18 protein-coding genes and 1 tRNA gene are annotated in these 21,036 nt (G+C 66.1%); 6 read left to right on the top strand and 13 right to left on the bottom strand.

Going from position 1 to position 21,036, the window contains the following annotated elements:
- The first annotated feature begins 43 nt into the window (after nucleotides 1-43).
- From putP to GRI62_RS14450, 3 genes are all read left to right on the top strand, one after another.
- Nucleotides 44-1,516 carry a sodium/proline symporter PutP gene (gene putP, locus GRI62_RS04175; protein ID WP_131453759.1) on the top strand — a complete coding sequence of 491 codons (1,473 nt, stop codon included), beginning with the start codon at nucleotides 44-46 and terminating at the stop codon, nucleotides 1,514-1,516.
- Between the two features lie 202 nt (nucleotides 1,517-1,718).
- Nucleotides 1,719-1,931 (top strand): cold-shock protein, encoded by a 213-nt coding sequence (locus GRI62_RS04180; RefSeq protein ID WP_131452146.1) that lies wholly within the window; start codon nucleotides 1,719-1,721, stop codon nucleotides 1,929-1,931.
- 67 nt (nucleotides 1,932-1,998) lie between these two features.
- Nucleotides 1,999-2,283, top strand: a complete 285-nt coding sequence (locus tag GRI62_RS14450) for a hypothetical protein (RefSeq protein ID WP_131452147.1) — start codon at nucleotides 1,999-2,001, stop codon at nucleotides 2,281-2,283.
- 6 nt (nucleotides 2,284-2,289) lie between these two features.
- On the opposite strand, the gene GRI62_RS04185 is transcribed toward GRI62_RS14450, so the two are convergent.
- The 9 genes from GRI62_RS04185 to GRI62_RS04225 all read right to left on the bottom strand — a co-directional run bounded on the left by GRI62_RS04185 (nucleotide 2,290) and on the right by GRI62_RS04225 (nucleotide 14,416).
- The gene (locus GRI62_RS04185; RefSeq protein WP_131452148.1) at nucleotides 2,290-3,900 is read right to left on the bottom strand and encodes a bifunctional GNAT family N-acetyltransferase/carbon-nitrogen hydrolase family protein; all 1,611 of its coding nucleotides are present in this window, start codon (nucleotides 3,898-3,900) and stop codon (nucleotides 2,290-2,292) included.
- A 93-nt stretch (nucleotides 3,901-3,993) separates the two neighbouring features.
- Nucleotides 3,994-5,223: an NADP-dependent isocitrate dehydrogenase gene (locus GRI62_RS04190; protein WP_131452149.1), complete on the bottom strand. Its 1,230-nt coding sequence runs from the start codon at nucleotides 5,221-5,223 to the stop codon at nucleotides 3,994-3,996.
- A gap of 66 nt (nucleotides 5,224-5,289) precedes the next feature.
- On the bottom strand, nucleotides 5,290-6,387 hold the full coding sequence (locus GRI62_RS04195) for an NAD(P)/FAD-dependent oxidoreductase (protein ID WP_131452150.1): 1,098 nt from the start codon (nucleotides 6,385-6,387) through the stop codon (nucleotides 5,290-5,292).
- Nucleotides 6,366-7,061, bottom strand: coding sequence for a methyltransferase domain-containing protein (locus tag GRI62_RS04200; protein WP_199799902.1), 696 nt, complete (start codon nucleotides 7,059-7,061; stop codon nucleotides 6,366-6,368). Before GRI62_RS04200 ends, GRI62_RS04195 begins: the two co-directional genes overlap by 22 nt.
- A complete protein-coding gene (locus GRI62_RS04205; RefSeq protein WP_131452151.1) occupies nucleotides 7,058-8,155 on the bottom strand; it encodes a type III polyketide synthase in 1,098 nt (365 codons plus the stop codon). Before GRI62_RS04205 ends, GRI62_RS04200 begins: the two co-directional genes overlap by 4 nt.
- Before the next feature lie 37 nt (nucleotides 8,156-8,192).
- Nucleotides 8,193-9,116 (bottom strand): NAD(P)H-dependent flavin oxidoreductase, encoded by a 924-nt coding sequence (locus GRI62_RS04210; RefSeq protein WP_234027362.1) that lies wholly within the window; start codon nucleotides 9,114-9,116, stop codon nucleotides 8,193-8,195.
- Nucleotides 9,116-10,906, bottom strand: a complete 1,791-nt coding sequence (locus GRI62_RS04215; RefSeq protein ID WP_131452152.1) for an acyl-CoA dehydrogenase C-terminal domain-containing protein — start codon at nucleotides 10,904-10,906, stop codon at nucleotides 9,116-9,118. Before GRI62_RS04215 ends, GRI62_RS04210 begins: the two co-directional genes overlap by 1 nt.
- Nucleotides 10,907-10,931: 25 nt before the next feature.
- Nucleotides 10,932-13,280: a 3-hydroxyacyl-CoA dehydrogenase/enoyl-CoA hydratase family protein gene (locus tag GRI62_RS04220; protein WP_131452153.1), complete on the bottom strand. Its 2,349-nt coding sequence runs from the start codon at nucleotides 13,278-13,280 to the stop codon at nucleotides 10,932-10,934.
- The gene (locus tag GRI62_RS04225) at nucleotides 13,277-14,416 is read right to left on the bottom strand and encodes a thiolase family protein (RefSeq protein ID WP_131452154.1); all 1,140 of its coding nucleotides are present in this window, start codon (nucleotides 14,414-14,416) and stop codon (nucleotides 13,277-13,279) included. Before GRI62_RS04225 ends, GRI62_RS04220 begins: the two co-directional genes overlap by 4 nt.
- 148 nt (nucleotides 14,417-14,564) lie before the next feature.
- Between GRI62_RS04225 and GRI62_RS04230 the strand changes: the two genes are divergently transcribed.
- Together GRI62_RS04230 and GRI62_RS04235 are read left to right on the top strand one after the other, a co-directional pair.
- A complete protein-coding gene (locus GRI62_RS04230; protein WP_131452155.1) occupies nucleotides 14,565-16,280 on the top strand; it encodes a long-chain-fatty-acid--CoA ligase in 1,716 nt (571 codons plus the stop codon).
- Complete coding sequence (locus tag GRI62_RS04235) at nucleotides 16,280-16,699, top strand: MerR family transcriptional regulator (protein WP_234027514.1); 420 nt, start codon at nucleotides 16,280-16,282, stop codon at nucleotides 16,697-16,699. Before GRI62_RS04230 ends, GRI62_RS04235 begins: the two co-directional genes overlap by 1 nt.
- A 22-nt stretch (nucleotides 16,700-16,721) precedes the next feature.
- Here GRI62_RS04235 and GRI62_RS04240 read toward each other — a convergent pair.
- Both GRI62_RS04240 and cpdR read right to left on the bottom strand, forming a co-directional pair.
- Nucleotides 16,722-16,796 (bottom strand) — tRNA-Val (locus GRI62_RS04240).
- Between the two features lie 105 nt (nucleotides 16,797-16,901).
- Complete coding sequence (cpdR, locus tag GRI62_RS04245) at nucleotides 16,902-17,276, bottom strand: cell cycle two-component system response regulator CpdR (protein ID WP_131452156.1); 375 nt, start codon at nucleotides 17,274-17,276, stop codon at nucleotides 16,902-16,904.
- A gap of 143 nt (nucleotides 17,277-17,419) precedes the next feature.
- On the opposite strand from cpdR, the gene GRI62_RS04250 reads away from it, so the two are divergent.
- Nucleotides 17,420-18,364: an N-formylglutamate amidohydrolase gene (locus tag GRI62_RS04250; RefSeq protein ID WP_131452157.1), complete on the top strand. Its 945-nt coding sequence runs from the start codon at nucleotides 17,420-17,422 to the stop codon at nucleotides 18,362-18,364.
- A gap of 253 nt (nucleotides 18,365-18,617) precedes the next feature.
- Here the strand turns inward: GRI62_RS04250 and GRI62_RS04255 are convergent, their stop codons facing one another.
- Nucleotides 18,618-19,442 (bottom strand): SapC family protein, encoded by an 825-nt coding sequence (locus GRI62_RS04255; RefSeq protein ID WP_131452158.1) that lies wholly within the window; start codon nucleotides 19,440-19,442, stop codon nucleotides 18,618-18,620.
- A gap of 88 nt (nucleotides 19,443-19,530) precedes the next feature.
- The gene (locus tag GRI62_RS04260; RefSeq protein ID WP_131452159.1) at nucleotides 19,531-21,000 is read right to left on the bottom strand and encodes an FAD-binding oxidoreductase; all 1,470 of its coding nucleotides are present in this window, start codon (nucleotides 20,998-21,000) and stop codon (nucleotides 19,531-19,533) included.
- Between the last annotated feature and the right edge of the window lie 36 nt (nucleotides 21,001-21,036).

The raw sequence follows: 21,036 nt of genomic DNA on the forward strand, positions 1-21,036 counted from the left end.
CCGCCTCTAGCCAGCGCAAACCGAGGCGCTACACGTGCGTGCCATGGAAACGTCCACGATCATCGCGCTCGCCCTTTATTTCATCCTCATGCTCGCCATCGGCGTGTTCGCGTGGAAGCGATCGACGGCGGATAGCGAGGGCTATCTGCTCGGCAGCCGCAATCTGCACCCGGCAGTCGCGGCGCTTTCGGCGGGGGCGAGCGACATGTCGGGCTGGCTGCTGCTGGGCCTGCCTGGCGCGCTTTATGTCAGCGGGCTGGTGGAGGCCTGGATCGGTATCGGCCTGTTCGTGGGTGCGCTGGTCAACTGGATCGTGGTGGCGCCCCGCCTGCGGCGGCAGACGGTTGAATACGGCAACGCCCTGACGATCCCCGAGTTTCTCGCCAATCGCTTTCCCGACAAGGCCGTGCTGCTGCGGGTGATCTCGGCCGTCATCATCGTGCTGTTCTTCGCGGTCTACAGCGCGGCCAGCCTGGTGGCGGGGGGCAAGCTGTTCGACACGATCTTCCTGAGCGGGCAGATCCTGGGCATGAGCCCCTATCTGGCCGGCGTTCTCATCACCGCGCTGGTGGTGCTGGCCTACACGGCGATCGGCGGTTTCCTGGCGGTGAGCCTGACCGATTTCGTGCAGGGGCTGATCATGGTCGTCGCCCTGGTGCTGATGCCGCTGGTGGTGCTCTACGGGCAGGGCGGGGGCGGCATTTCCCAGATGCGTGACACGCTGGCCGCGGTCGATCCGGGGTTCCTGTCGCTGTTTTCCGGCCTGACCTTCATCGGCTTCCTCAGCGCGGTAACCTGGGGGCTCGGCTATTTCGGCCAGCCGCACATCATCGTGCGCTTCATGGCCGTGCGTGAGGGCGGGATCCCCATGGCGCGCAACATCGGCATGACGTGGATGGCGGTGGCGCTGATCGGCGCGATCGGCATCGGCCTTGCCGGCCGCGCCTATGTCGAGCGCAACCCGGCGGTGGCGCTGGAGGACCCGGAAACCATTTTCATCCTGCTGGCCGACCTGTTGTTCCATCCCTTCGTCACCGGCTTCCTGCTGGCGGCGTTGCTGGCAGCGGTGATGAGCACGATTTCCAGCCAGCTGCTGGTCGCCTCCAGTTCGCTGACCGAGGACTTCTACCGCCTGTTCCTCAACCGGAACGCGACCGAGACGCAGGCAGTGCGGGTGGGGCGGATCAGCACGGTCATCGTCGCGGTGGCGGCAATCGTCATTGCCAGCGATTCCGACAGCGGCGTGCTCTCGCTCGTATCGAATGCATGGGCGGGCTTCGGTGCCGCCTTCGGTCCGCTGATCGTGCTCGCACTGACATGGAACCGGATGACCGGCGCCGGCGCCGTGGCCGGGCTGGTCACGGGCGCGGCTGTGGTCATCGTATGGATCTTCTCCGGCCTGGGCGAAGCGACCGGCATTTACGAGATCATTCCCGGTTTCGTTGCCGCCTGGCTGGCGATCTGGGGGGTCAGTCGGATGACCCGCCCGGCACCCCAAACGCGGTTGGTGCAATGAATCCTCGCTATTTTGCGACAGAGCGCCCATATAGTGCGTGCTGACGTCGAAATTTGCGACGGACTTCGAGATTTGCCTACCGCCGATTGCCTCTCAGGCCCCGGCGTAAAACAGACGACGACTTCCTTTCTTCGGACGAACTGACGCACGTTCCATGGGCAATGTCGCCCGTGGTCCCTCCTGTTCTCGAAAGGAACATCTCATGTCGAAAACCGGCACCGTAAAATTCTTCAATTCCGACAAGGGCTATGGCTTCATCCAGCCCGATGACGGCTCGGCCGACAGCTTCGTGCATATCTCGGCCGTACAGGCCGCCGGCATGCAGACGCTCGATAAGGAACAGCGTCTCAACTACGAAGTCGAGACCGGCCGCAACGGCAAGGAAAGCGCGATCAACCTTTCCTCGGCTGATTGATTTTCCGGCGGGCGCGGGGCCACGGCCTCGCGCCCGTCATTCCTATTCAATCGCGCAGGAGACAGGCATGGCCGATAGTTACGAAATGTGCTGCGAGCGGGCTGACGCCGCTGCACTCGCCGCCAGCAATGCCGCACTCGACAACGTGCGCGATCGCGAATTACGCGCGGAGAAGACCTGGCGCGGGCTGGCTGCAAAGGCCCGTTCCGTCGTCGAATCGCGCGAAAAGGTGGAACGCGAGAAGCTTGCGGAACGCCAGATGCTGGCGCGGCAGGACGATCTTGCGGACACCGCCAACGACAACGCCGATGACGGCGATGATGATGACGCTGCGGGCAGCGTCGCCAACTAACGAAGGCTAGCCCCCGCCCGGCCCGTGCTGCCGCGTCGGCGGCGGGCCGCTGGGTTCGGTCGCGGTTTCGCCGTCGACCTTTTCCTTCTGTTCCCACTCGATCCGGTAGAGATCGAACCGCCGGTCCGCCAGGTTGCGCACCGTGCCCTCTGCACGCGCCCAAGCGAGATCGGCGAGGTTCACGTCGCTGATCGTCAGCGTCTCCACGTTTTCCGACGCTTCGGCTGCGATACCGTCACGGGCGAAGGGGAAGTCGCACGGCGTCAGGATGCAGCTCTGCGCATACTGGATGTCCATGTTGGCGACGTTGGGCAGGTTGCCGACGTTGCCTGACAGCACCATGAAGCACTGGTTCTCGATCGCGCGCGCGGCGGAGCAATAACGCACCCGCATGTAACCTTGCCGGCTGTCCGTGCAGAACGGCACGAAGATGATCCGCGCCCCCTCGTCCACCAGGCGGCGGGCAAGCTCGGGGAATTCGCTGTCGTAACAGATCAGCACGCCCACCGGACCGCAGTCGGTCTGGATAACGTCCACCGCATCGCCGCCGCGAATGTTCCACCAGTACGCCTCGTTAGGCGTGGGGTGGATCTTCTCCTGCGTGTGGACGGACCCGTCGCGCAGGCACACGATGGCGATGTTGTGGATGTCGCCGTCTTCCATCCGCGTGGGATGGCTGCCGCCGATGATGTTGATGTTGTATTTCAGCGCCATTTCCGACAGCGCCGCGCTGATGCAGGGCGTGTATTCGGACAGGCGCTCGATGCTCTCGATGGGAGAGAGGGTTTCCGGCTCCGCGCTCAGCAGCATGAGCGTGAACATCTCTGGAAAGAGGATGAAGTCCGCCTCGTAATCGCTGGCCACGTCGACAAAATAGCGGATCTGGCCGATGAACTCGTCGAAGTCCTTCACCGCACGCGCCTGCAACTGGCAGGTGGCGACGCGCACGTTCTCGACGCCGCGCGGAACCCGTGGCTTGGGGCCGGGTTCCTGGTCGACGAAGGGGTTGCGCCACATCATGTGCACGGCGTTGCCGCGGCTGCGCTTGTCTTCGGGCAGATAGCCCTTGAGCACACCCACCGGTTCGAACCCGTTGGCAAGCTGGAAGCGGATCACGGGATCGTGGATCTTGCCTGCCACGACCTGGTCGAGATAGTCCTGCGGGCCACTGACCTTGCGCTGGGCGCGGCCGTAGTTCGGCATCCGGCCTGCGAAAACGATGCCTTTCAGATCAAGCTGTTCGGCCAGCGCGCGGCGTTCTTCGTACAGGCGCCGCCCGATGCGCGTGCCGCGCGTCTTGGGATCGACGCACAGTTCGTAACCGTAAAGCCAGTCACCGAAGGGATCGTGGCGGCTGCCGTATCCGTTGCCGGTGATCTCGTCCCAGGTGTGCGGGGCCAGGGCCTTGTCCCCGCCGATGCGCATGGTGGCGCAATAGCCGATCAGCTTAGCATCCAGCAGGGCGACGAAGCAGCCCTCGGGATAGTTGTTGATCTGCCCACGGATCTCGCTGGCGGTGTAGGGCGCAAAATCCTCGTACACGCGTTTTGCCAGTGCGGCGATGCGGCGGACATCGGCGATTTCCGCCTGACGGATTTCGAGGCGGGCCTTGGTCACGCAGGTACTCCGATAAACAGCGCATCGTCACCGCCGCGCCAGGCTGCATGGATTGCAGCGTGGCGGCGGCGGCTTGCCCGAACGGGCATCGGCTCAGCCGAGTCCCTGTGCCTTCATTTCGACCTCGAGCCCCTCGACGATGGCCTCGAAGAACTGCTCGGTCGTCATCCACGGCTGTTGCGGGCCGATCAGCAGCGCCAGGTCTTTGGTCATCTTGCCGGATTCCACGGATCGGATGCACACGCGCTCCAGCGTCTCGGCGAACTTGACCACGTCGGGCGTGCCGTCGAACCGGCCGCGGTACATCAGGCCGCGCGTCCAGGCGAAGATGCTGGCGATGGGGTTGGTGCTCGTCGCCTTGCCCTGCTGGTGCTGGCGATAATGGCGCGTCACGGTGCCGTGCGCGGCCTCAGCCTCCACGGTCTTGCCGTCGGGCGTCATCAGCACGCTGGTCATCAGGCCGAGCGAGCCGAAGCCCTGTGCCACCACGTCGGACTGCACGTCGCCGTCGTAGTTCTTGCAGGCCCAGACGAACTTGCCGCTCCACTTGAGTGCGGCGGCGACCATGTCGTCGATCAGGCGATGCTCGTAGATGATCTTCGCTTCGGCGAATTTCTCCTTGAAGCCCTCGGTGTCGAACACTTCCTGGAACAGGTCCTTGAAGCGGCCATCGTACTTTTTCAGGATGGTGTTCTTGGTCGAGAGATACACCGGCCATCCGCGGTCGAGGCCGTAGTTGAAGCTGGCGCGGGCGAAGTCGCGGATGCTCTCGTCATGGTTGTACATGGCCATGGCGACGCCGGGCTGCTCGAACGTGTGCACGTCGAGGTCGATGGTCTGGCCATCGTCACCCTCGAACACCAGGCGCAGCTTGCCAGCGCCGGGGATCAGCGTGTCGGTGGCGCGGTACTGGTCGCCGAACGCGTGGCGGCCAACGACGATGGGATCGGTCCAGCCAGGCACCAGGCGCGGCACGTTGTCGATCACGATGGGTTCACGGAAGATCGTGCCGCCCAGGATGTTGCGGATCGTGCCGTTTGGCGAACGCCACATGCTCTTGAGGTTGAATTCCTCCACCCGCGCTTCGTCCGGGGTGATGGTGGCGCACTTCACGCCCACGCCGTATTTCTTGATCGCCTCGGCGGAATCGATGGTGATCTGGTCGTCCGTCTCGTCACGCTTTTCCACGCTCAGATCGTAATACTTCAGGTCCACGTCGAGATAGGGCAGGATCAGCCGTTCGCGTATCCATTCCCAGATGATGCGGGTCATTTCATCGCCGTCGATTTCGACGATGGGGTTCTTTACCTGAATCTTGGCCATCGGGTGTCCCTGTAGAAAACGTGGTAGAAAAGGCGGATTTGGCCGCGTCCTAGCAGACGCCTACCGTCACGCAAGGGAAGGGGCGGCAATCCGCGCCCGGTCGGCAAATCCGGCGACCAGGGCGGGGGCAAGGCGCGCCAGGGCCAGTGCGGCGCGCGCACCGATGCGGGTTTCCGCCGCGTGCCACGCCGCCGATGCCAGAGCGACGGGCAACCGGGCCTGCCGGGCAAACGCGCGCTGGTAGACGGGCGCTGCGGCGGCTCCCCCCGCCAGCCAGTGCTGCGCGGCGGTTACTCCGCTGGCGAGCGCGATGGAAATACCCTCGCCCGCGAGCGAAGGAATGACCGCCGCCTGATCGCCCAGCCGGAACAGGCCGGGCGCCGTGTCTTTCGCGATGAAGCCGTAGGGGACGGCGCCGATGGTGTCGCAGCGCACCTGTCGCCAATCATCTCCCAGCCGGGCGGCGAGGGCGGGGTGGTCGCGTGCAAGCTGCGCGAAAAGGGCCTGTGGCGAGCCGCCGGCATCGGCCAGCGCGCTCTTTCGCATGGCCAGGCACAGGTTGGCGCTGCCGCCTTCCTGCAGCACGATGCCGACGTATCCGCCGGGAAACAGGTGCAACTCGATCGCGCCGCCCAGCAGGCGCTGACGCTCCGGCGTGTGCGGCAGGCGCAGGCGGATGCCGAGCGCGGTATCGTTGGCGGACCGGGGCCTGGATTGTCCGCGCACGTCGTGCTTTCCGGTGGCGAGAAACAGGCTCTGCGGTCGGTAACTGGCGACGCGCCCTTCGACCGTGAGGCCCTCGATGGCGCGAACCGTATCGAAATCCAGCCGCGCGCCGACCGCCAGGGCGCGGGCGCGCATGGCAGTATCCAGCGCGTGGCGCGACAGGCCCCATGCGGGGTGCGGCAGGTCCAGCGCGGCCTGGTGCGGGCCGTCGAACAGCCGCAACCGAGCCACGCGGTGCGCGCCGAGTGCTGCGGGAGAGAGGCCCAGCGTCTGCAACTGCTCCGCCGTGCGCCAGCTCAGGAATCCGCCGCACAGGGGATCGCCGACGTCAGCGTCGCGGTCGATCAGCAACGGCATCGCGCCCGTCTGGCCCAGTCGGATCGCCGCCGCGCACCCCGCCGGGCCTGCGCCGAGAACTAGCGGGTCTGCGATACGCACAGGCGGAAGGGAAAATGCCGCTCTATCCGCGCGCCCGTAACGCCGGCCTCGGCAAGCAGGGCGGGCCATTCGGCGGGGCGGTATGATCGGGCGATGGAGGTGCGGCCGTCGGCGCGCACGATCGGATGCCAACGCGCCGCCCAGGCGAGCAGCGGATAGCCCGCATAGCTGACGGCGTGACGGTGCAGGTCGTTCACGAACCACCCGGCGCGCGCTTCGGCTTCCATGAAACGCAGGAACAGCACCAGTTCTTCGCGGCCCATGTGATGCGCAACCAGGCTGGAGACGATCACGTCCCACCCGCCGCCGACGAGATCGGCATAGTCGCCGGTGTGGTAGCGGATCGGCACACCTTCGGGCGTCGTCTCGCGCGCGACAAGGGCGCTGTTGGGGTTGAGATCGACGCCGACCAGTTCGGCCTTCTTCCCATTCGTTTCGGCCCAGGCGGCGATGCGGCGCAGCATATCACCCTGGCCATAACCGACGTCGAGCAGGCGAACGCTGTCGCGTCCCGCCAGCGCGCGGTCGAGAAAGGCGAGGGTGGGGCGATAGGCCAGGGTCGCGCGGTTCACCCGTGCAAGGTCGGCCAGCACCGCGCGATAGGTGGCTTCAGGCAGCGCCGGATCGTCCATCAGCTCTTCGGTGTCGAGCCGCTCTGCCAGCCGGGCATTCATCTCTCCTGGTCCCAGTGAAAGCGCACGCCTTCCATCGCCAGGCCCGGCCCGAAAGCGAGTGCGAGGCCGTTGCGTGGGCGCTGCTCCATCATCCGCTGAAGAACGAACAGGACGGTGGCGGAACTCATGTTGCCCACTTCGCGCAGAACTTCGCGAGAGGCGTCCAGCGCATCGGCAGGCAGGTGAAGGCCGCGCTCGACAGCGTCCAGGATCGACTTGCCGCCGGGATGGACCGCCCATGCATCGGGCTCGCCGCCCGCGCGCAGCTTCTCGGCCATGTGCTCGTCAGCCAGCGCTTCGGCGAGGCGACCGGGCACGGCACCCGACAGGTGCATGACGAACCCGGTCTCGCCGATGGTCCAGGTGATGAGGTCGCCGCTGTCGTCGAGCGCGGCGGAAAGGCCTTCGCCCAGAACCAGCCCCGGCCCGCTGCCGGTTACAAGCGCGGCGGCGGCTCCGTCGGCGAACTGGCCCATGGCCAGCAGCTGTTCCAGCGTCGCGCCGTCCTGCAGGTGCAGGGTGCACAACTCGACCGACACGGCCAGCACCCGCGCCGCCGGGTTGCCGCGCACGATGTGGCCCGCCGTGCGCAGCAGGGTGATCCCGGCGTAGCAGCCCATGAAGCCGATGGAGATGCGCTCGACGTCGCTTGCAAGACCGAGGCGGCGGGCGATGACCTGGTCCAGACCTGGGGCCATGAAGCCGGTGCAGCTGGCAACAACGATGTGGGTGACGCCTGCAAGGTCGGGCAACTTGCCGATCGCCGCCAGCGCCAATTCCGGCGCCTCTGCCGCGTAGCGTGCCATGCGCCCGGCGGTGCCTGTGGGATGGGCGGCGTCGTAGAAACTGCCTGCCTCCATCGCGATGTCGGCGGGTTCGAGCACCGAGTAACGGTGGTCGATGCCGCCGCGGTCGGTCATCCGGCGGAACAGCTTTTCCTCGCGCGGATCGGTGATCTGGCGCGCGGCATACTCGGTGTAGGGGATATGCGCGTCACGCGCTGGCGTCGCGGTGCCGAGGGCATTGATGCGCGGCACACCCTGCGGTCGCAGGGCCACAGCGTTCCGGGCGACCAGTTCGGTGACGTCATTCATTCGTGCATTCAACGCGGCGCCGGGCGCATCGTGCCGGTCACGCGCAGATTTTCGCCTTGGCCGCGTCATACTCGGCGATCAGCTGCGCGGCGAGATCGGCCGTGGGCCGCACATCGCGCACCGCGCCGACGCCATGGCCGGCGGACCACACGGTCTTCCACGCCCTGGCTTCCTCGTTCAACGACATCTGCCCGGCGTGTTCGTGCGAGGCCGAGGCGAGGCTGGGCGTCATGAAGTTGGCGCCCACGCCCGTCACCTTGTCGGTATAGGTGATATCCTTGGCGGTGGCGCCGATCATCATGGCCTTCTGCTCGGCCGAGGCCATGCTCTCGGTCGCGGCGATGAAGTGGCTGCCGAAATAGCCAAAATCCGCACCCATTGCCTCTGCTGCCAGGACGTGGCCGCCGTGGCTCATCGATCCCGAGAGGATCAGTGCGCCATCCCACACCTCGCGGATCTCGCTGGTGAGGGCGAAGGGGCTGAACGTGCCCGCGTGCCCGCCCGCACCTGCGGCGACCGCGATGATGCCATCCACCCCGGCCTCGGCGGCCTTTTCCGCGTGGCGTCGCATGATCACGTCGTGGAACACGATGCCGCCATAGGAATGGACGGCCTGTACCAGGTCGGGCACCGCGCCGAGCGAGGTGATGATCAGCGGCACCTTGTGCTTCACGCACAGTTCGAGGTCCGCCATCACCCGCGGGTTGGACTGGTGGACGATCAGGTTGACGCCGTAGGGCGCATCGTCAGGGCCGAGGCGGTCCTGTATCTCGACCAGCCATTCCTCGAACCCTTCCGAGGTGCGCTGGTTGAGCGCCGGGAACGTGCCGCACAGGCCCGCCTTGCACGTTTCCACCACCATGTCCGGTCCGGAGACGAGGAACATCGGGGCGACGATCGCCGGGATGCGCAACCGCGCGGCGAAGGCCTCGACCAGGCCGTTCATCGCCCCGGCGGTCATCAGAACGCTTCCGCCGGCATGTCCATCATGCTCGCCTTGCCGCTGCGGATCGCCATGAACTGGGCGGTGGCTGGCGGCAGCAGGCGGTCAAAGAAGAACTGCGCGGTGACCAGCTTGGCCTTGTAGAACGCTTCGTCCCCGGTGCCCTCTGCCAGCTTCGCATGGGCGACCTTGGCCGCCTTGGCGAAGCAGAAACCCATGGCAACGAAGCCGAGCAGGCGCAGGTAGTCTGTCGCCGCGGCGGCCGCTTCCTCGGGGTCTTTCATGCCCTTCTGAGCAATGTGCCCGGTGGCCAGTTGCAGCGCGCCAAAGCTCTGCTGCAAGGCGCCGACCAGCCTGCCGATGTTCGCATCCGCGCCGTTGTCCTCGATGAACTGGCTGACCGGGTGGAAGAAGCTGCGCAGGTTGCGGCCCATGCGATCGGGCAGCTTGCGTCCGACCAGATCCAGTGCCTGAATGCCGTTGGTGCCTTCGTAGATCATGGCGATCCGGGCATCGCGGGCGAACTGTTCCACGCCGCTTTCCTGGATGTAGCCGTGGCCGCCGTAGACCTGCACCGCCAGGTGCGCGCTCTCGTGGCCGAGATCGGTGAACAGCGCCTTCACCACCGGCGTCATCAGCGCGACGAGGTCCTTGGCACGGGCACGGGCTTCCGGCTCCTTCGCGGCGTGCTCTGCATCCAGCGCCCGGCTGACCCAGGCGCTGAGCGCGCGGCAGCCTTCGTTGTAGGCGCGCATGGTCATCAGCATCCGCCGCACGTCGGGATGGACGATGATCGGATCGGCCGGGCCATTGGGGTTCTTGGTGCCCGAGAGCGAGCGGCCCTGCAGGCGATCCTTGGCGTAGTAAACGGCGCTCTGGTAGGCGATCTCGCCCACGCCCAGGCCCTGGATGCCAACGGCCACGCGTTCCGTGTTCATCATGGCGAACATGGCTTCCAGACCCTTGTTCGGCTCGCCCACGATCCAGCCCTTGGAATTCTCGAAGCTCATCTGGCAGGTGGCCGATGCCTTGAGGCCCATCTTGTGCTCGATGGCGGTCGGCCCGGCGCCGTTGCGGTCACCCAGCGTGCCGTCGTCCTTGGGCAGGAACTTAGGCACGAGGAACAGGCTGATGCCCTTCACGCCCGCGGGCGCATCGGGCAGGCGGGCGAGCACGAGGTGGACGATATTGTCCGCCAGGTCATGGTCGCCGGCGCTGATGAAGATCTTGTTGCCGGTGACGAGGTAGCTTCCGTCGTCCTGCGGCACGGCCTTGGTGCGCAACATGCCAAGATCAGTGCCGCAGTGGCTTTCCGTCAGGCACATGGTGCCCGACCATTCGCCGTTCGCCATCTTGGGCAGGTAAAGGTTCTTGAGATCGTTGGAGCCATAGGCCTCCAGCGCAACCATCGCCCCGCCGGTGAGGCCGGGGTAGAGGCCGAAGCTGAGGTTCGTGGAACAGCTCATCTCCTCGACCATCTTGGCAAGGCTGTGCGGCGCGCCCTGGCCACCCCATTCCTGGCTGACCACGAGGCCGGCCCACCCCGCTTCGCAGAACGCCTTGTAGGCTTCGGGGAAACCGTCGGGCGTGCGGACAACGCCGTTCTCGATCCGGCAGCCCTGCTGATCGCCGGGCCAGTTGAGCGGCAAGAGCACGTCGCGGCACAGCTTGTTTGCTTCCTCCAGAATGGCGGAGCGCATGTCCTCGTCGAAATCCTCGAACCCTTCGAGATCGCCGAAGCCGTCGTCGGTGTGGAGTTCCTCCAGCACGAAACGCATGTCGCGGATGGGAGCATCATAGACTTGCATGGGACAGGTCCTTTCGAGGGGTCAATCAGTTACGGAGCGGCTTGCCGGTCTCGAGCATTTGCTCGACCCGGGCTTGCGACTTGGGATCGCGCACCAGCTTCATGAAGCCTTCGCGCTCGAGCTTGAGCAGGTCGGCCTCGGTGGTCACTTCGGTCACGTCGGTGTTGCCCCCGGTCAGGATGTGCGCGAGCACGCCCGCAACCGTCCCGTCGTGCGGGGTGGCGATGCCCTGCTTGCGGAAGCTGTCCACTGCCAGCTTGAGCGCGGCCGCGCCGGCGGGGCCGGGCAGGCGATACTCGGGCTTTTCGGGCGGGGTGTAGCCATCGACCATGGCCAGAGCGCGGCTCTTGGCATCGTAGAGCAGGCGGTCGCGGTTCATGGTCACGCCGTCGTCCTGGCGCAGGAACTTGTAATCCTTTGCCTCGGCAGCGGACTTGGCGACCGTGGCGGTCGAGACGATCTCGAACACCTTGCTGACGGCGGGCATGGGGCCGCGCGGCTGGCGCTTGTCGTCCTGCCAGCGGCTCAGCATCTCGCCGCAGCCGCCCCAGCCGGGGATCAGGCCTACGCCGGTCTCGACGAGGCCGATGTAGGTTTCCGCGTGCGCCTGGACGGCATCGGCGTTGAGACACACCTCGCAGCCACCGCCCAGCGCGAGGCCCGCGGGCGCGGCGACGACGGGGAAGGGGGCGTACTTCAGCGCCTTGTAGGCATCCTGCCCACCCTTGATGAGCTTTTCGACCTCGCCCCAGGCCGCGATATTGAGCGCGAACATGGCAAGGCCGAGGTTGGCCCCGGCGGAGAAGTTGGAGCCCTCGTTGTAGACGACCAGCGCCTTGTAGTCCTTGGCCACCAGCGGAACGGCCTGGCCGATCAGCTTCATGACCTGTTCGTCCAGCGCGTTCATCTTGCCGGTGAATTCCAGCGCGACGACACCATCGCCCACGTCCCACAGCGCGGCGCTGCCGTTCTTCAGCAGCGGCTCTGCGGTGCGCTTGATGTCCTCCAGCAACAGCACGCCCTCGGGACGCTCGATGTCGTGGTAGGCGCCATCGGTGCCGAAATACTGTCGCTTGCCGTTTTCGATGCGGTAAAAGGTGCCGTCACCCACCTGCTCGAGGATTGGCGGCACGGCGATGCCGTCGGCCTTCAGGCGCTCGACGAAATGGGCAGCGCCGATGGTGTCGATCATCTCGAACGGGCCGGCCTTCCAGTTGTAGCCGAGCCGCATGGCATCATCGACGCCGGTCACCGTGGCGGTGGCTTCGGGCACGATGGCGGCGGCATAGGCCAGCGTCGGGCCGAGCACGGACCAGGCGTATTCGCCGACCTTCCCCTCCTGCGAGATCAGCGCCCGGAGGTCGCCCTTGGCGGCAGACCCGCGCACCAGGCCCGGACGCGCAGCGGCGCGGTATTCACCGCTCTTCAGGTCCTTCGCCATCTTGGTGCGCGACCCGTCGGCACCCTTTTCCATCGTGTAGAAGCCGCCCTTGCCCTTGCGGCCGGTGTAGCCCTCGGCGATCATCGCCTCGATCAGGGACTCGCTGCGGGCGATCTTCTGATAGGGGTCGTCGGTGGGCAAGGTGCTGGTGAGCGACTTCATCAGGTGCGGCATCAGGTCGATACCGATGAGGTCGATCAGGCCGAACACGCCTGTCTTGGGCACGCCCATCGGCTTGCCGCCGATCTCGTCCGCTTCCTCGACGCTGATACCCTGTTCGAAGGCGGAATTGACCGCCTGCTGAATCCAGAAGGTGCCCACGCGATTGGCGATGAAGCCGGGCGAATCCTCGGCATTGACCACGCTCTTGCCCAGCTTGCGATCGACGAAATCGCGCACCCGCGCGACGGTTTCGGCATCGCTTTCAGGACCGGCCACGATCTCGATCAGGCGCATGTAGCGCGGCGGATTGAAGAAGTGGGTGATCAGGAAGTCGCGCTTGAAATCCTCGCTGCGGCCGTCGGTCAGCTGCGCCAGCGGAATGGTGCTGGTGTTGCTCGATACCGCGGTGCCGGGGGTGCGGACCGCCTCCAGCTTTGCATAGAGGTCCTGCTTGATGTCGAGCCGTTCGATAATCGCCTCGACCACCCAGTCGCACTCGGCAACCTTGGCGAGGTCATCCTCGATATTGCCGGTCTCGACCAGCTTTGCCGCGCGCTTGCCCATGAAGGGGGCGGGGTCGGTCTTGAGCATCTTGGCGACGGCACCCTCTGCCACCGCGTTGCGACTGGTCGCGCCCTCGGGCACGATGTCGAGCAGCAGCACGGGAACGCCTGCGTTGGCCACTTGCGCGGCGATGCCGGCACCCATGGTGCCCGCGCCGATCACGCAGACCTTCTTGATGGTTCCATCCTTGTTGTCAGGGGCGCTCATTCCGCGGCCTCCAGGATGGTGGCGATGCCTTGGCCGCCGCCGATGCACTGGGTGGCGAGGCCGTAGCGCTTGCCTTCGCGCTTCATAAGGCTGGCCGTCTTGCCGACGATCCGTGCGCCGGTGGCGCCGAGCGGGTGGCCCACGGCAATCGCGCCGCCATCGATGTTGATGCGATCGGCCTTGATGCCGAGGTCACCGATGCAGGCGAGTGCCTGGCTGCCGAACGCCTCGTTAAGCTCGACCACGTCGATATCGTCGATGGTGAGGCCGGCGCGTTCCAGCGCCTTCCTGCTCGCCTCGACCGGGCCGATACCCATGATCTCGGGCGCGCAGCCGCTGATGGCCATGCTCTTGATCTTGGCGAGAACGGTCAGGCCGTTGCGCGCGGCATAGTCGGAGCTGCACACCAGCAGCGCGGAGGCGCCGTCGGTCAGCGGGCTGGCGGTGCCGGCGGTGACGGTGCCCTCGGCATCGAAGGCCAGCTTCAGGCCCGCGAGGCCCTCGGCGGTGGTGTCTGGGCGGGGGGTGCCGTCGACATCGACCACGGTGCCGTCATCCAGGGTGTAGGGGACGATCTCGTCCTTGAACTTGCCCGCCTGCACGGCCTCGCCGGCCTTGCGCTGGCTCTCGACGGCGAATGCTTCCTGCGTCGGGCGGTCAATGGCGTATTTCTTTGCCAGGTTCTCTGCCGTATCGCCCATGCCGACGTAGGCCGCGCTCTTGCCCGCCAGTTTGGGGTTGGGCATGGGATTGAACCCGGTCATGGGCACGCGGCTCATCGCCTCGACACCGGCGGCGATGAACACCTCGCCAGCGCCCGCCTTGATCTGGCCAACCGCATAGTGGACCGCGCTCATCGAACTGCCGCAGAAGCGGTTCATGGTGATGCCGCCGATGGACTGCGGAAGGTCGGCCAGCAGCACGACGAGACGCGCGAGGTTGAAACCCTGCTCCCCCTCGGGGAAGGCGCAGCCAAGCACCAGGTCCTCGATATCCTCGGCCTTCACGCCCGTTCGCTCGATCAAACCCTTGATGGTGTTGGCGGCCAGGTCGTCGGGCCGCACCTTGGCGAGAGCGCCGCGATGGGCGGGATGGAAGGGAGAGCGGACGTAACCCGCGATGACGACATCGGTCATGTGCTGTGTGCCTTTCCGGTTTTCATTTATTGCGATTCGAACGCGCGGATTGACCTTTCGCGTCGAATGCTTACGATAAAGTCTGTTACCTGACGTATACGTTAGGGGAAAGCAAATCAAGTGCCGGAATGAAGAGGGAAGAGCCACGATGATTGCCGAAACGGCCGCATCGCATCCGATCGATACCAGCCGCATCCTGGCGGCCGATGGCAGCCTGCGCCCGCGCCTGCTGACCGAGCTGCTGGACCGGGCGGTAAGCAAGTTTCCCGCACGCATCTGCATCGACTTCCTCGGCCGGGAATGGACCTATGGCGAGGTCGGCAAGCTGGTCGACCGGGTGGCCGCGGGGTTGCAGGCGTGCGGGCTGGCCAAGGGCGATCGGTTCGGCCTGTGCCTGCCCAATACCCCCTATTCGGTCATCCTCTACTTCGCGGTGCTGCGCGCCGGCGGAACGGTGGTGAACATCAATCCGCTCTACACCGAGGACGAACTTGCCTTCCTTGTCGTGGATTCGGGGGCGAAGTGGGTGGCGGTGCCCGATCTCGAACTGCTTCACGCAAAGGTCGCGGCGGCCTGGGGGCAGGGCGCGCTGGAAGGCATCGTGCTGTGCCCGATGGCCGACGTGCTGTCGTTCCTGAAATCCGTGGGACTGCGCACCCTGAAGCGGTCCGCGCTGGCGAAGAAGCGCGCCGGCATTGCCTACATCGCCTACCGAGACCTCGCCGCGCACGCCGCGCCGCCCGTCGAACTGGGCCAGACGCCCGATGACGTTGCGGTGCTGCAATACACCGGCGGTACGACCGGTCGGCCCAAGGGTGCGATGCTGACCCATGCCAACCTTGCCGCCAATGCCGCGCAGATGCTGCTGCACCTGGGGGAGGAGCGCGACGTGCCGGAACGCTCGCTGGGCGTGCTGCCGCTGTTCCACGTTTTCGCGCTGACCTGCGTGCTCAATTTCGGAATCGAGACCGCCGCCGAACTGGTGCTGCTGCCGCGCTTCGAGATGGACGAGGTGCTGAAAACCATCAAGCGCAAGCCGCCGACGCAGATGTTCGGCGTGCCCACGATCTACAACGCGCTCGGCAGCCTGCCCGACGACAAGGTGCCCGATCTTTCCACCGTGCGCACCAGCATTTCGGGCGGGGCACCGCTGCCGCTGGAAGTGCGCCAGCAGTATGAGAAGCGCACCGGCAGTCCGGTGGCAGAAGGCTACGGCCTGACCGAGGCGAGCCCGATCGTCACCAGCAACCCGCTGCTTGGCCGCACGCCGGTGAAGGACAATTCCGCCGGCCCGGCCTTTCCGCACACGGTGGTCGAACTGCGCGACGAGGAAGGCAATCTCGTGACGGGCATCGGCCCCGATCATCGCGGCGAAATCTGCGTACGCGGGCCGCAGGTGATGAAGGGCTACTGGAATCGTCCGGAGGAAACGGAGAAGACCTTCTTCGGCAAGTCACTGCGCACCGGCGACATCGGCTATCTCGACAAGGATGGTTACCTGTTCATCGTCGACCGCATCAAGGATCTGATCCTGTGCAGCGGTTACAACGTCTACCCCCGCGCGATCGAGGATGCCGCCTACGAGCATCCGGCGGTCAAGGAAGCGGTCGCCATCGGCGTGCCAGACCCCTATCGCGGCGAAGCGCCCAAGCTGTTCATTGCGCTGCACGAGGGTGAGGAACTGGACGCGGGCACGCTCGACGCCTTTCTGCGGATGCGGCTCAACAAGATCGAAATGCCCGATTCCTACGAGTTTCGGGCTGAGCTTCCCAAGACGCTCGTCGGCAAGCTGGAGAAAAAGGCGCTGGTCGCCGAGGAACGTGCCAGACGTGAAGCCACCGCCGCGGGCGGAGCAGGCGCGTGATGCCCGACAGTGTCAGCAGGATGCACGAGGCCCAGGGGTCGGAGCCTCTGAAAAGCATCGCCGAGGCGGCCGAGGCGCTTGCCGTGACCCAGCGCACGCTGCGCTTCTACGAGGACAAGGGCCTGATCTCGCCGCAGCGAGTGGGCACGATGCGGGCCTATTCCAAGCGCGAGATGGGGCGGATGCAGCTGATCCTGCGGGGCAAGCGGCTGGGCTTCTCCATCCGCGAGATCGGTGAATTCCTGTCGCTCTACGATCAGGATCCCGATCAGGTGGTGCAGGCGAGCCTGATGCTGGAGGCGACCCGTCACCGCCTGTCGGAACTGCGCCATCAGCGCGATGCCATCGACCAGACCATCGCCGAGCTGGAAAGCATCGAGGCCATGTCGCGCCACCACCTGGAGCGGCGCGGCGGCTAGATCGAAAGAGGCTGGAAGCGAATGGTGGGCGTAGCAAGGATTGAACTTGCGACCCCTACGATGTCAACATAGTGCTCTACCACTGAGCTATACGCCCGCACCATTCGCGTGCCATGCCCGCCCCGTCAGGGTGGGCGACAGGCGGGCCATCTAGCGCCGCCACTTCACTGTTGCAAGTGCTTTGCCCCTTGCCGGTGACAGACTACAGCGAGAGCGCGATCTCGTCTTCGAACAGGCGCTCCACTTCCATGACCAGGTCATTGAGATGGAAGGGCTTTGACAGCATCTTGGCGTGGGGCGCCTCGCGGCCCGCGCGCAGCGATACGGCGGCAAAGCCGGTGATGAACATCACCTTCGTCTGCGGGCTGATCTCGTTGCAGTGCTGGGCCAGCTCGATCCCGTCCATTTCCGGCATCACGATGTCGGACAGCAGCAGATCGTAGATCTCGGTGCGGATCATCGGCAGCGCCTCGATGCCCGAGGCGACCGCGACCACCGAATATCCTGCCTTCTCCAAGGCGCGCGTCAGGTAGCTGCGCATCGCCGTGTCGTCTTCGGCCAGCAGGATACGGATCATGCGTCGTCTCTCTCGTTCATCGTTGCCCGGTCGCCCCATACGCCGGTCGCCCCATTACGGTCGAAGGTTTGAAAAAGTCTTGTCCGCTCTGGCGGGTGGCCAGCTTTGACACAGGGCATAATCGTCGCCACCTCAGACGCGGCATGGACCAGATCGAGACAACCCGCGGTGATTCGGCACACACCGCGCCGGGGACCATTCCCGGCACAACGGCCATCCCGGCATTTTCCCTGCAACGCCATCAGTCGCTGGCGCTTCCGGTGCTGATCGCCGTCCCCCACGCAGGCCGGCATTACCCCGATGCCCTGGCCGGACGGTTGCGCCATCCACGCGAGGCATCGCTGCGGCTGGAGGATCGCTTCATCGACCTGGTCGCGAAGGCCGTGTCGCGCACGACGGGGGCGGCCCTGCTGGTGGCGCACGCCCCGCGCGCGATGATCGACCTCAACCGCTCGCCCGACGATGTGGACTGGGACATGGTTGTGGGTGGTAAGCCAAATCAACGTGCGCGGATGGCCGCCGGGTGCCGATCGCGCAGCGGACTGGGGCTGGTGCCGCGCCGCCTTCCGGGGCTGGGGGAACTGTGGAGCACGCAGCTTACCGCCGCCGAACTGGCGGAACGGGTCGCGCAGGTGCACGAGCCCTACCATGCGACGCTGGCGATTACGCTGGAAGCCTTGCGCGACAAATGGGGCGCGGCGCTGCTGCTGGACCTGCACTCGATGCCGCCGCTGGGGCCCAAGACGGGGGCCGACCCCGCCGCCGACTACGTGATCGGAGATCGCTTCGGCGCATCGTGCGAAGGGCGCGTCACCATGGCGGCGCTCGACTGGTTGGCGGCGAACGGGGTGCGCGCGGCGCACAACCGGCCCTACGCCGGCGGCTACGGCCTCGATCGTCACGGCAACCCGGCGCGCGGCATCGGCGCGCTGCAACTGGAGGTGTGTCGCTCCCTCTATCTCGACCTGGCCATGCGTGAACCGGGGGTCGGCCTGGGCGGGACGGTTGCGCTCGTCACGGGGCTGGTCCGGCGGCTGGCGGGAGAGATCGCCGGCGGCTCTGCACACTGGAAGCAGGCGGCGGAATAGCCCCGATCCCGAGAGCCCAAGAAAAAGCCACCTCGCGCATTACGCACGAGGTGGCCAAGGTTCAGGGAGGAAGTGTACCGAAGTACACTATCCGATCAGGCCATGAGGGGAGCGCCGATCGGACCTATCCAAGATGGGATATTGCCGCAAAAGTTCAAGAGACAAACGCAAGGCGCGGACCCTTGCGAGGCCGCGCCTTGTCGCAAATTCCGTGCTGTTCGGCGACCGGTTTCGAAAACAGGCGCCGGCAGGATTACTGGCCGTCGACGACCGGGGTGCTGGCCGGCTGGCCGGCGGCCCCGTTCACCATGTTGGCGGAGACCGGGCCCTTGCCCAGGTCCACCTGCTTGGCGAAAATCGTGCTCATCAGGCTGAGCGAGAAAAGGTGCGCGAAGATCAGCGGCAGCAGGCCGTTCTGGTTCCACGTGCGCAGCTGGTCACCGCGCAGCTCGCGCAGCTTGTCTTGGTTGACCATCGAGAAGCCGCGATAGGTGAACGGCTGGTCCGGCGCGTCGCGGCGCTGGATCGAGATTTCGCCGTCCATCAGCAGGTCGTGCTTCTTCAGCTCGTCCATGAACTGCTGGGTGCGAGTGCCGGCTTCCTCGAACTTCTCGCAGAAGGCGAGCAGGTTCTGGGTGTGCGTGCTGGGCTGCAGATCCTCGCCGAACAGGCGCTCGCCCTCGTCGAAGGCGCCGACCAGCTCGCTCTGCGGGTCGAAGCACAGCGACAGGTTGTCGCTGTCGGGCTGCAGGCGGGCGAGCAGGAACGGATAGCGGCGCACGTAGGCGGGGATGTAGGGCTGTCCGATCGGCGAACCGTCATCGTTGAAGAACACGTTCACGCCTTCGTTCAGGCCCATCAGCGCCAGCGGAACGGGGCGATCGCCAACGGAGAACACGATGGGGAAATCGCGCTGGGCAATGGGGAATTCCTCCACCGTCAGCGGAATGGCGTGCTGCTTGGCGATCCACGGCGCCTTGTCCGTGGTGCGGCCCTTCCAGTCACCGTGCTGGTTGCTGTTGAGCGGCACGAGATCGTTGTAGAGCAGGGGCAGGGTGGGGTTCGGCGCGCTGGCCATGTCGTCTCTCCGGCAAGGATGGTTCGGTTGGCGCGCAGAGCCGGGGCGAGCCCGAAATCCCTTCGCGCCTGAAGGCAGGTTGCCGCCCTTAGAGGCTGGCGGCTTTGGGTGCAAGCATGTGGCTGGCCGTATCGGCCGGCGGCACCAGCTTGCCGGGGTTCAGCAGGCCGCGCGGGTCGAGCGCATGCTTGACCTGCCGCAGCAGGGCAAGATGAACCGGGTCGCCCAGCCGCCCCAGCTCGCCCACCTTCAGCTGGCCGATGCCATGTTCCGCACTGATGGACCCGCCCCACTGGCTGACCAGATCATAGACCTGCGCGCTGATTGCCTTGCCATCGCCGGCGTGCCAGGCAAGCGGATCGACCCCGGGCGGCGCAATCACGTGAAAGTGGACGTTGCCGTCCCCCAGATGGCCGAAGGCGACCGCCTCGGTGCCGGGCCAGTCGCGCTCGATCACCGGCACGACCGTGGTGACGAAGCGGGGCATTGCCTCCACCGCCACCGAGATGTCGTGTTGCACCGCCGGCCCCTTCTCCCGCTCGGCAGGGGCGATGGAGTCGCGCAGGGTCCAGAAGGCCTCCGCCTGCGTTTCATTGGCGGCGACAACGGCATCCTGAAGCAAGCCCTTGCCCAGCGCGTCTTCCAGCATGGCCTGCGCCATTTGCGGCAGGGCGGCAGCGCCGGCGTTGTCCGCGACAAGTTCGATCAGCGTGTGCCAGGCGTGGCGGCCCGCCAGTGGCGCGCGCGCGCCGGGAATGTGCTTCACCACGTCGTCCAGCGTCGACTGCGCGATCACCTCGAACCCTTCCAGCGCAGGGCCTGCCGCATCCTCGCAATGCAGCAGCAGGTCGCGGGCACCCTCCAGCGACGGCACGCCTGCCCAGATCACCACGCGTTCGGCCACCTCGGGCACCAGCCGCAAGGTCGCCGCTGTGACGATCCCCAGCGTGCCCTCGGAGCCGATCAGCAACTGTTTCAGATCCCAGCCGCGGTTGTCCTTCTTGAGCGGCACCAGCGCGGTAAAGATCGACCCGTCGGCCAGCACCGCCTCCAGCCCCAGCACCTGTTCGCGCATGGAGCCGTGGCGCAGCACCTGCGTGCCGCCAGCGTTGGTGGAGACAAGCCCGCCGACGGTGGCCGATCCCTTGCCGCCCAGCGTGAGGGGGAAGCGCAGGCCGGTGCCGGCGACTGTATCGTGCAATGTCTGCAGGATCACGCCTGCCTCGCAGACGATGCGTTTTGCGCCCGCGTCGAGCGAGCGGACGGTGTTCATCCGCCGCAGGGAGAGCAAAATCGCCTCGCCGCCTGCGTCGGGCGTGGCGCCGCCGCACATGCCGCTGTTGCCACCCTGGGGCACGATGGGCACGCCGTGTTCGCCGCACAGCTTCACCAGGTCCGCAACCTGCGCGGTCGATACGGGGGAGGCGAGGGCCAGCGCGCGCCCGGTGAAGCGCCCCCGCCAGTCGGTCAGCCACGGGCCCACGAGATCGGGATCGGTCGTCAGGCCACGCTCGCCCAGCAGCGCGCGCGCGGCATCGAGGAAGGTCTTGCTGCTCATCTGCGCAGTGATGCCAGCCCCAGGGCGCCAGTGCAA

It is taken from the genome of Aurantiacibacter arachoides, assembly GCF_009827335.1.
GTDB lineage: Bacteria > Pseudomonadota > Alphaproteobacteria > Sphingomonadales > Sphingomonadaceae > Alteraurantiacibacter > Alteraurantiacibacter arachoides.

Excerpts from the sequence above, each read along its gene's own strand:
- GRI62_RS14450 (WP_131452147.1), top strand. The coding sequence starts at position 1,999 with ATGGCCGATAGTTACGAAATGTGCTGCGAGCGGGCTGACGCCGCTGCA.
- GRI62_RS04230 (WP_131452155.1), top strand. The coding sequence starts at position 14,565 with ATGATTGCCGAAACGGCCGCATCGCATCCGATCGATACCAGCCGCATC.
- GRI62_RS04205 (WP_131452151.1), bottom strand. The coding sequence starts at position 8,155 with ATGAATGACGTCACCGAACTGGTCGCCCGGAACGCTGTGGCCCTGCGA.
- GRI62_RS04255 (WP_131452158.1), bottom strand. The coding sequence starts at position 19,442 with ATGGCCAGCGCGCCGAACCCCACCCTGCCCCTGCTCTACAACGATCTC.
- GRI62_RS04220 (WP_131452153.1), bottom strand. The coding sequence starts at position 13,280 with ATGAGCGCCCCTGACAACAAGGATGGAACCATCAAGAAGGTCTGCGTG.
- GRI62_RS04215 (WP_131452152.1), bottom strand. The coding sequence starts at position 10,906 with ATGCAAGTCTATGATGCTCCCATCCGCGACATGCGTTTCGTGCTGGAG.
- cpdR (WP_131452156.1), bottom strand. The coding sequence starts at position 17,276 with ATGATCCGTATCCTGCTGGCCGAAGACGACACGGCGATGCGCAGCTAC.
- GRI62_RS04250 (WP_131452157.1), top strand. The coding sequence starts at position 17,420 with ATGGACCAGATCGAGACAACCCGCGGTGATTCGGCACACACCGCGCCG.
- GRI62_RS04180 (WP_131452146.1), top strand. The coding sequence starts at position 1,719 with ATGTCGAAAACCGGCACCGTAAAATTCTTCAATTCCGACAAGGGCTAT.
- GRI62_RS04260 (WP_131452159.1), bottom strand. The coding sequence starts at position 21,000 with ATGAGCAGCAAGACCTTCCTCGATGCCGCGCGCGCGCTGCTGGGCGAG.
- GRI62_RS04210 (WP_234027362.1), bottom strand. The coding sequence starts at position 9,116 with ATGACCGCCGGGGCGATGAACGGCCTGGTCGAGGCCTTCGCCGCGCGG.
- GRI62_RS04235 (WP_234027514.1), top strand. The coding sequence starts at position 16,280 with ATGCCCGACAGTGTCAGCAGGATGCACGAGGCCCAGGGGTCGGAGCCT.
- GRI62_RS04200 (WP_199799902.1), bottom strand. The coding sequence starts at position 7,061 with ATGAATGCCCGGCTGGCAGAGCGGCTCGACACCGAAGAGCTGATGGAC.
- GRI62_RS04225 (WP_131452154.1), bottom strand. The coding sequence starts at position 14,416 with ATGACCGATGTCGTCATCGCGGGTTACGTCCGCTCTCCCTTCCATCCC.
- putP (WP_131453759.1), top strand. The coding sequence starts at position 44 with ATGGAAACGTCCACGATCATCGCGCTCGCCCTTTATTTCATCCTCATG.
- GRI62_RS04190 (WP_131452149.1), bottom strand. The coding sequence starts at position 5,223 with ATGGCCAAGATTCAGGTAAAGAACCCCATCGTCGAAATCGACGGCGAT.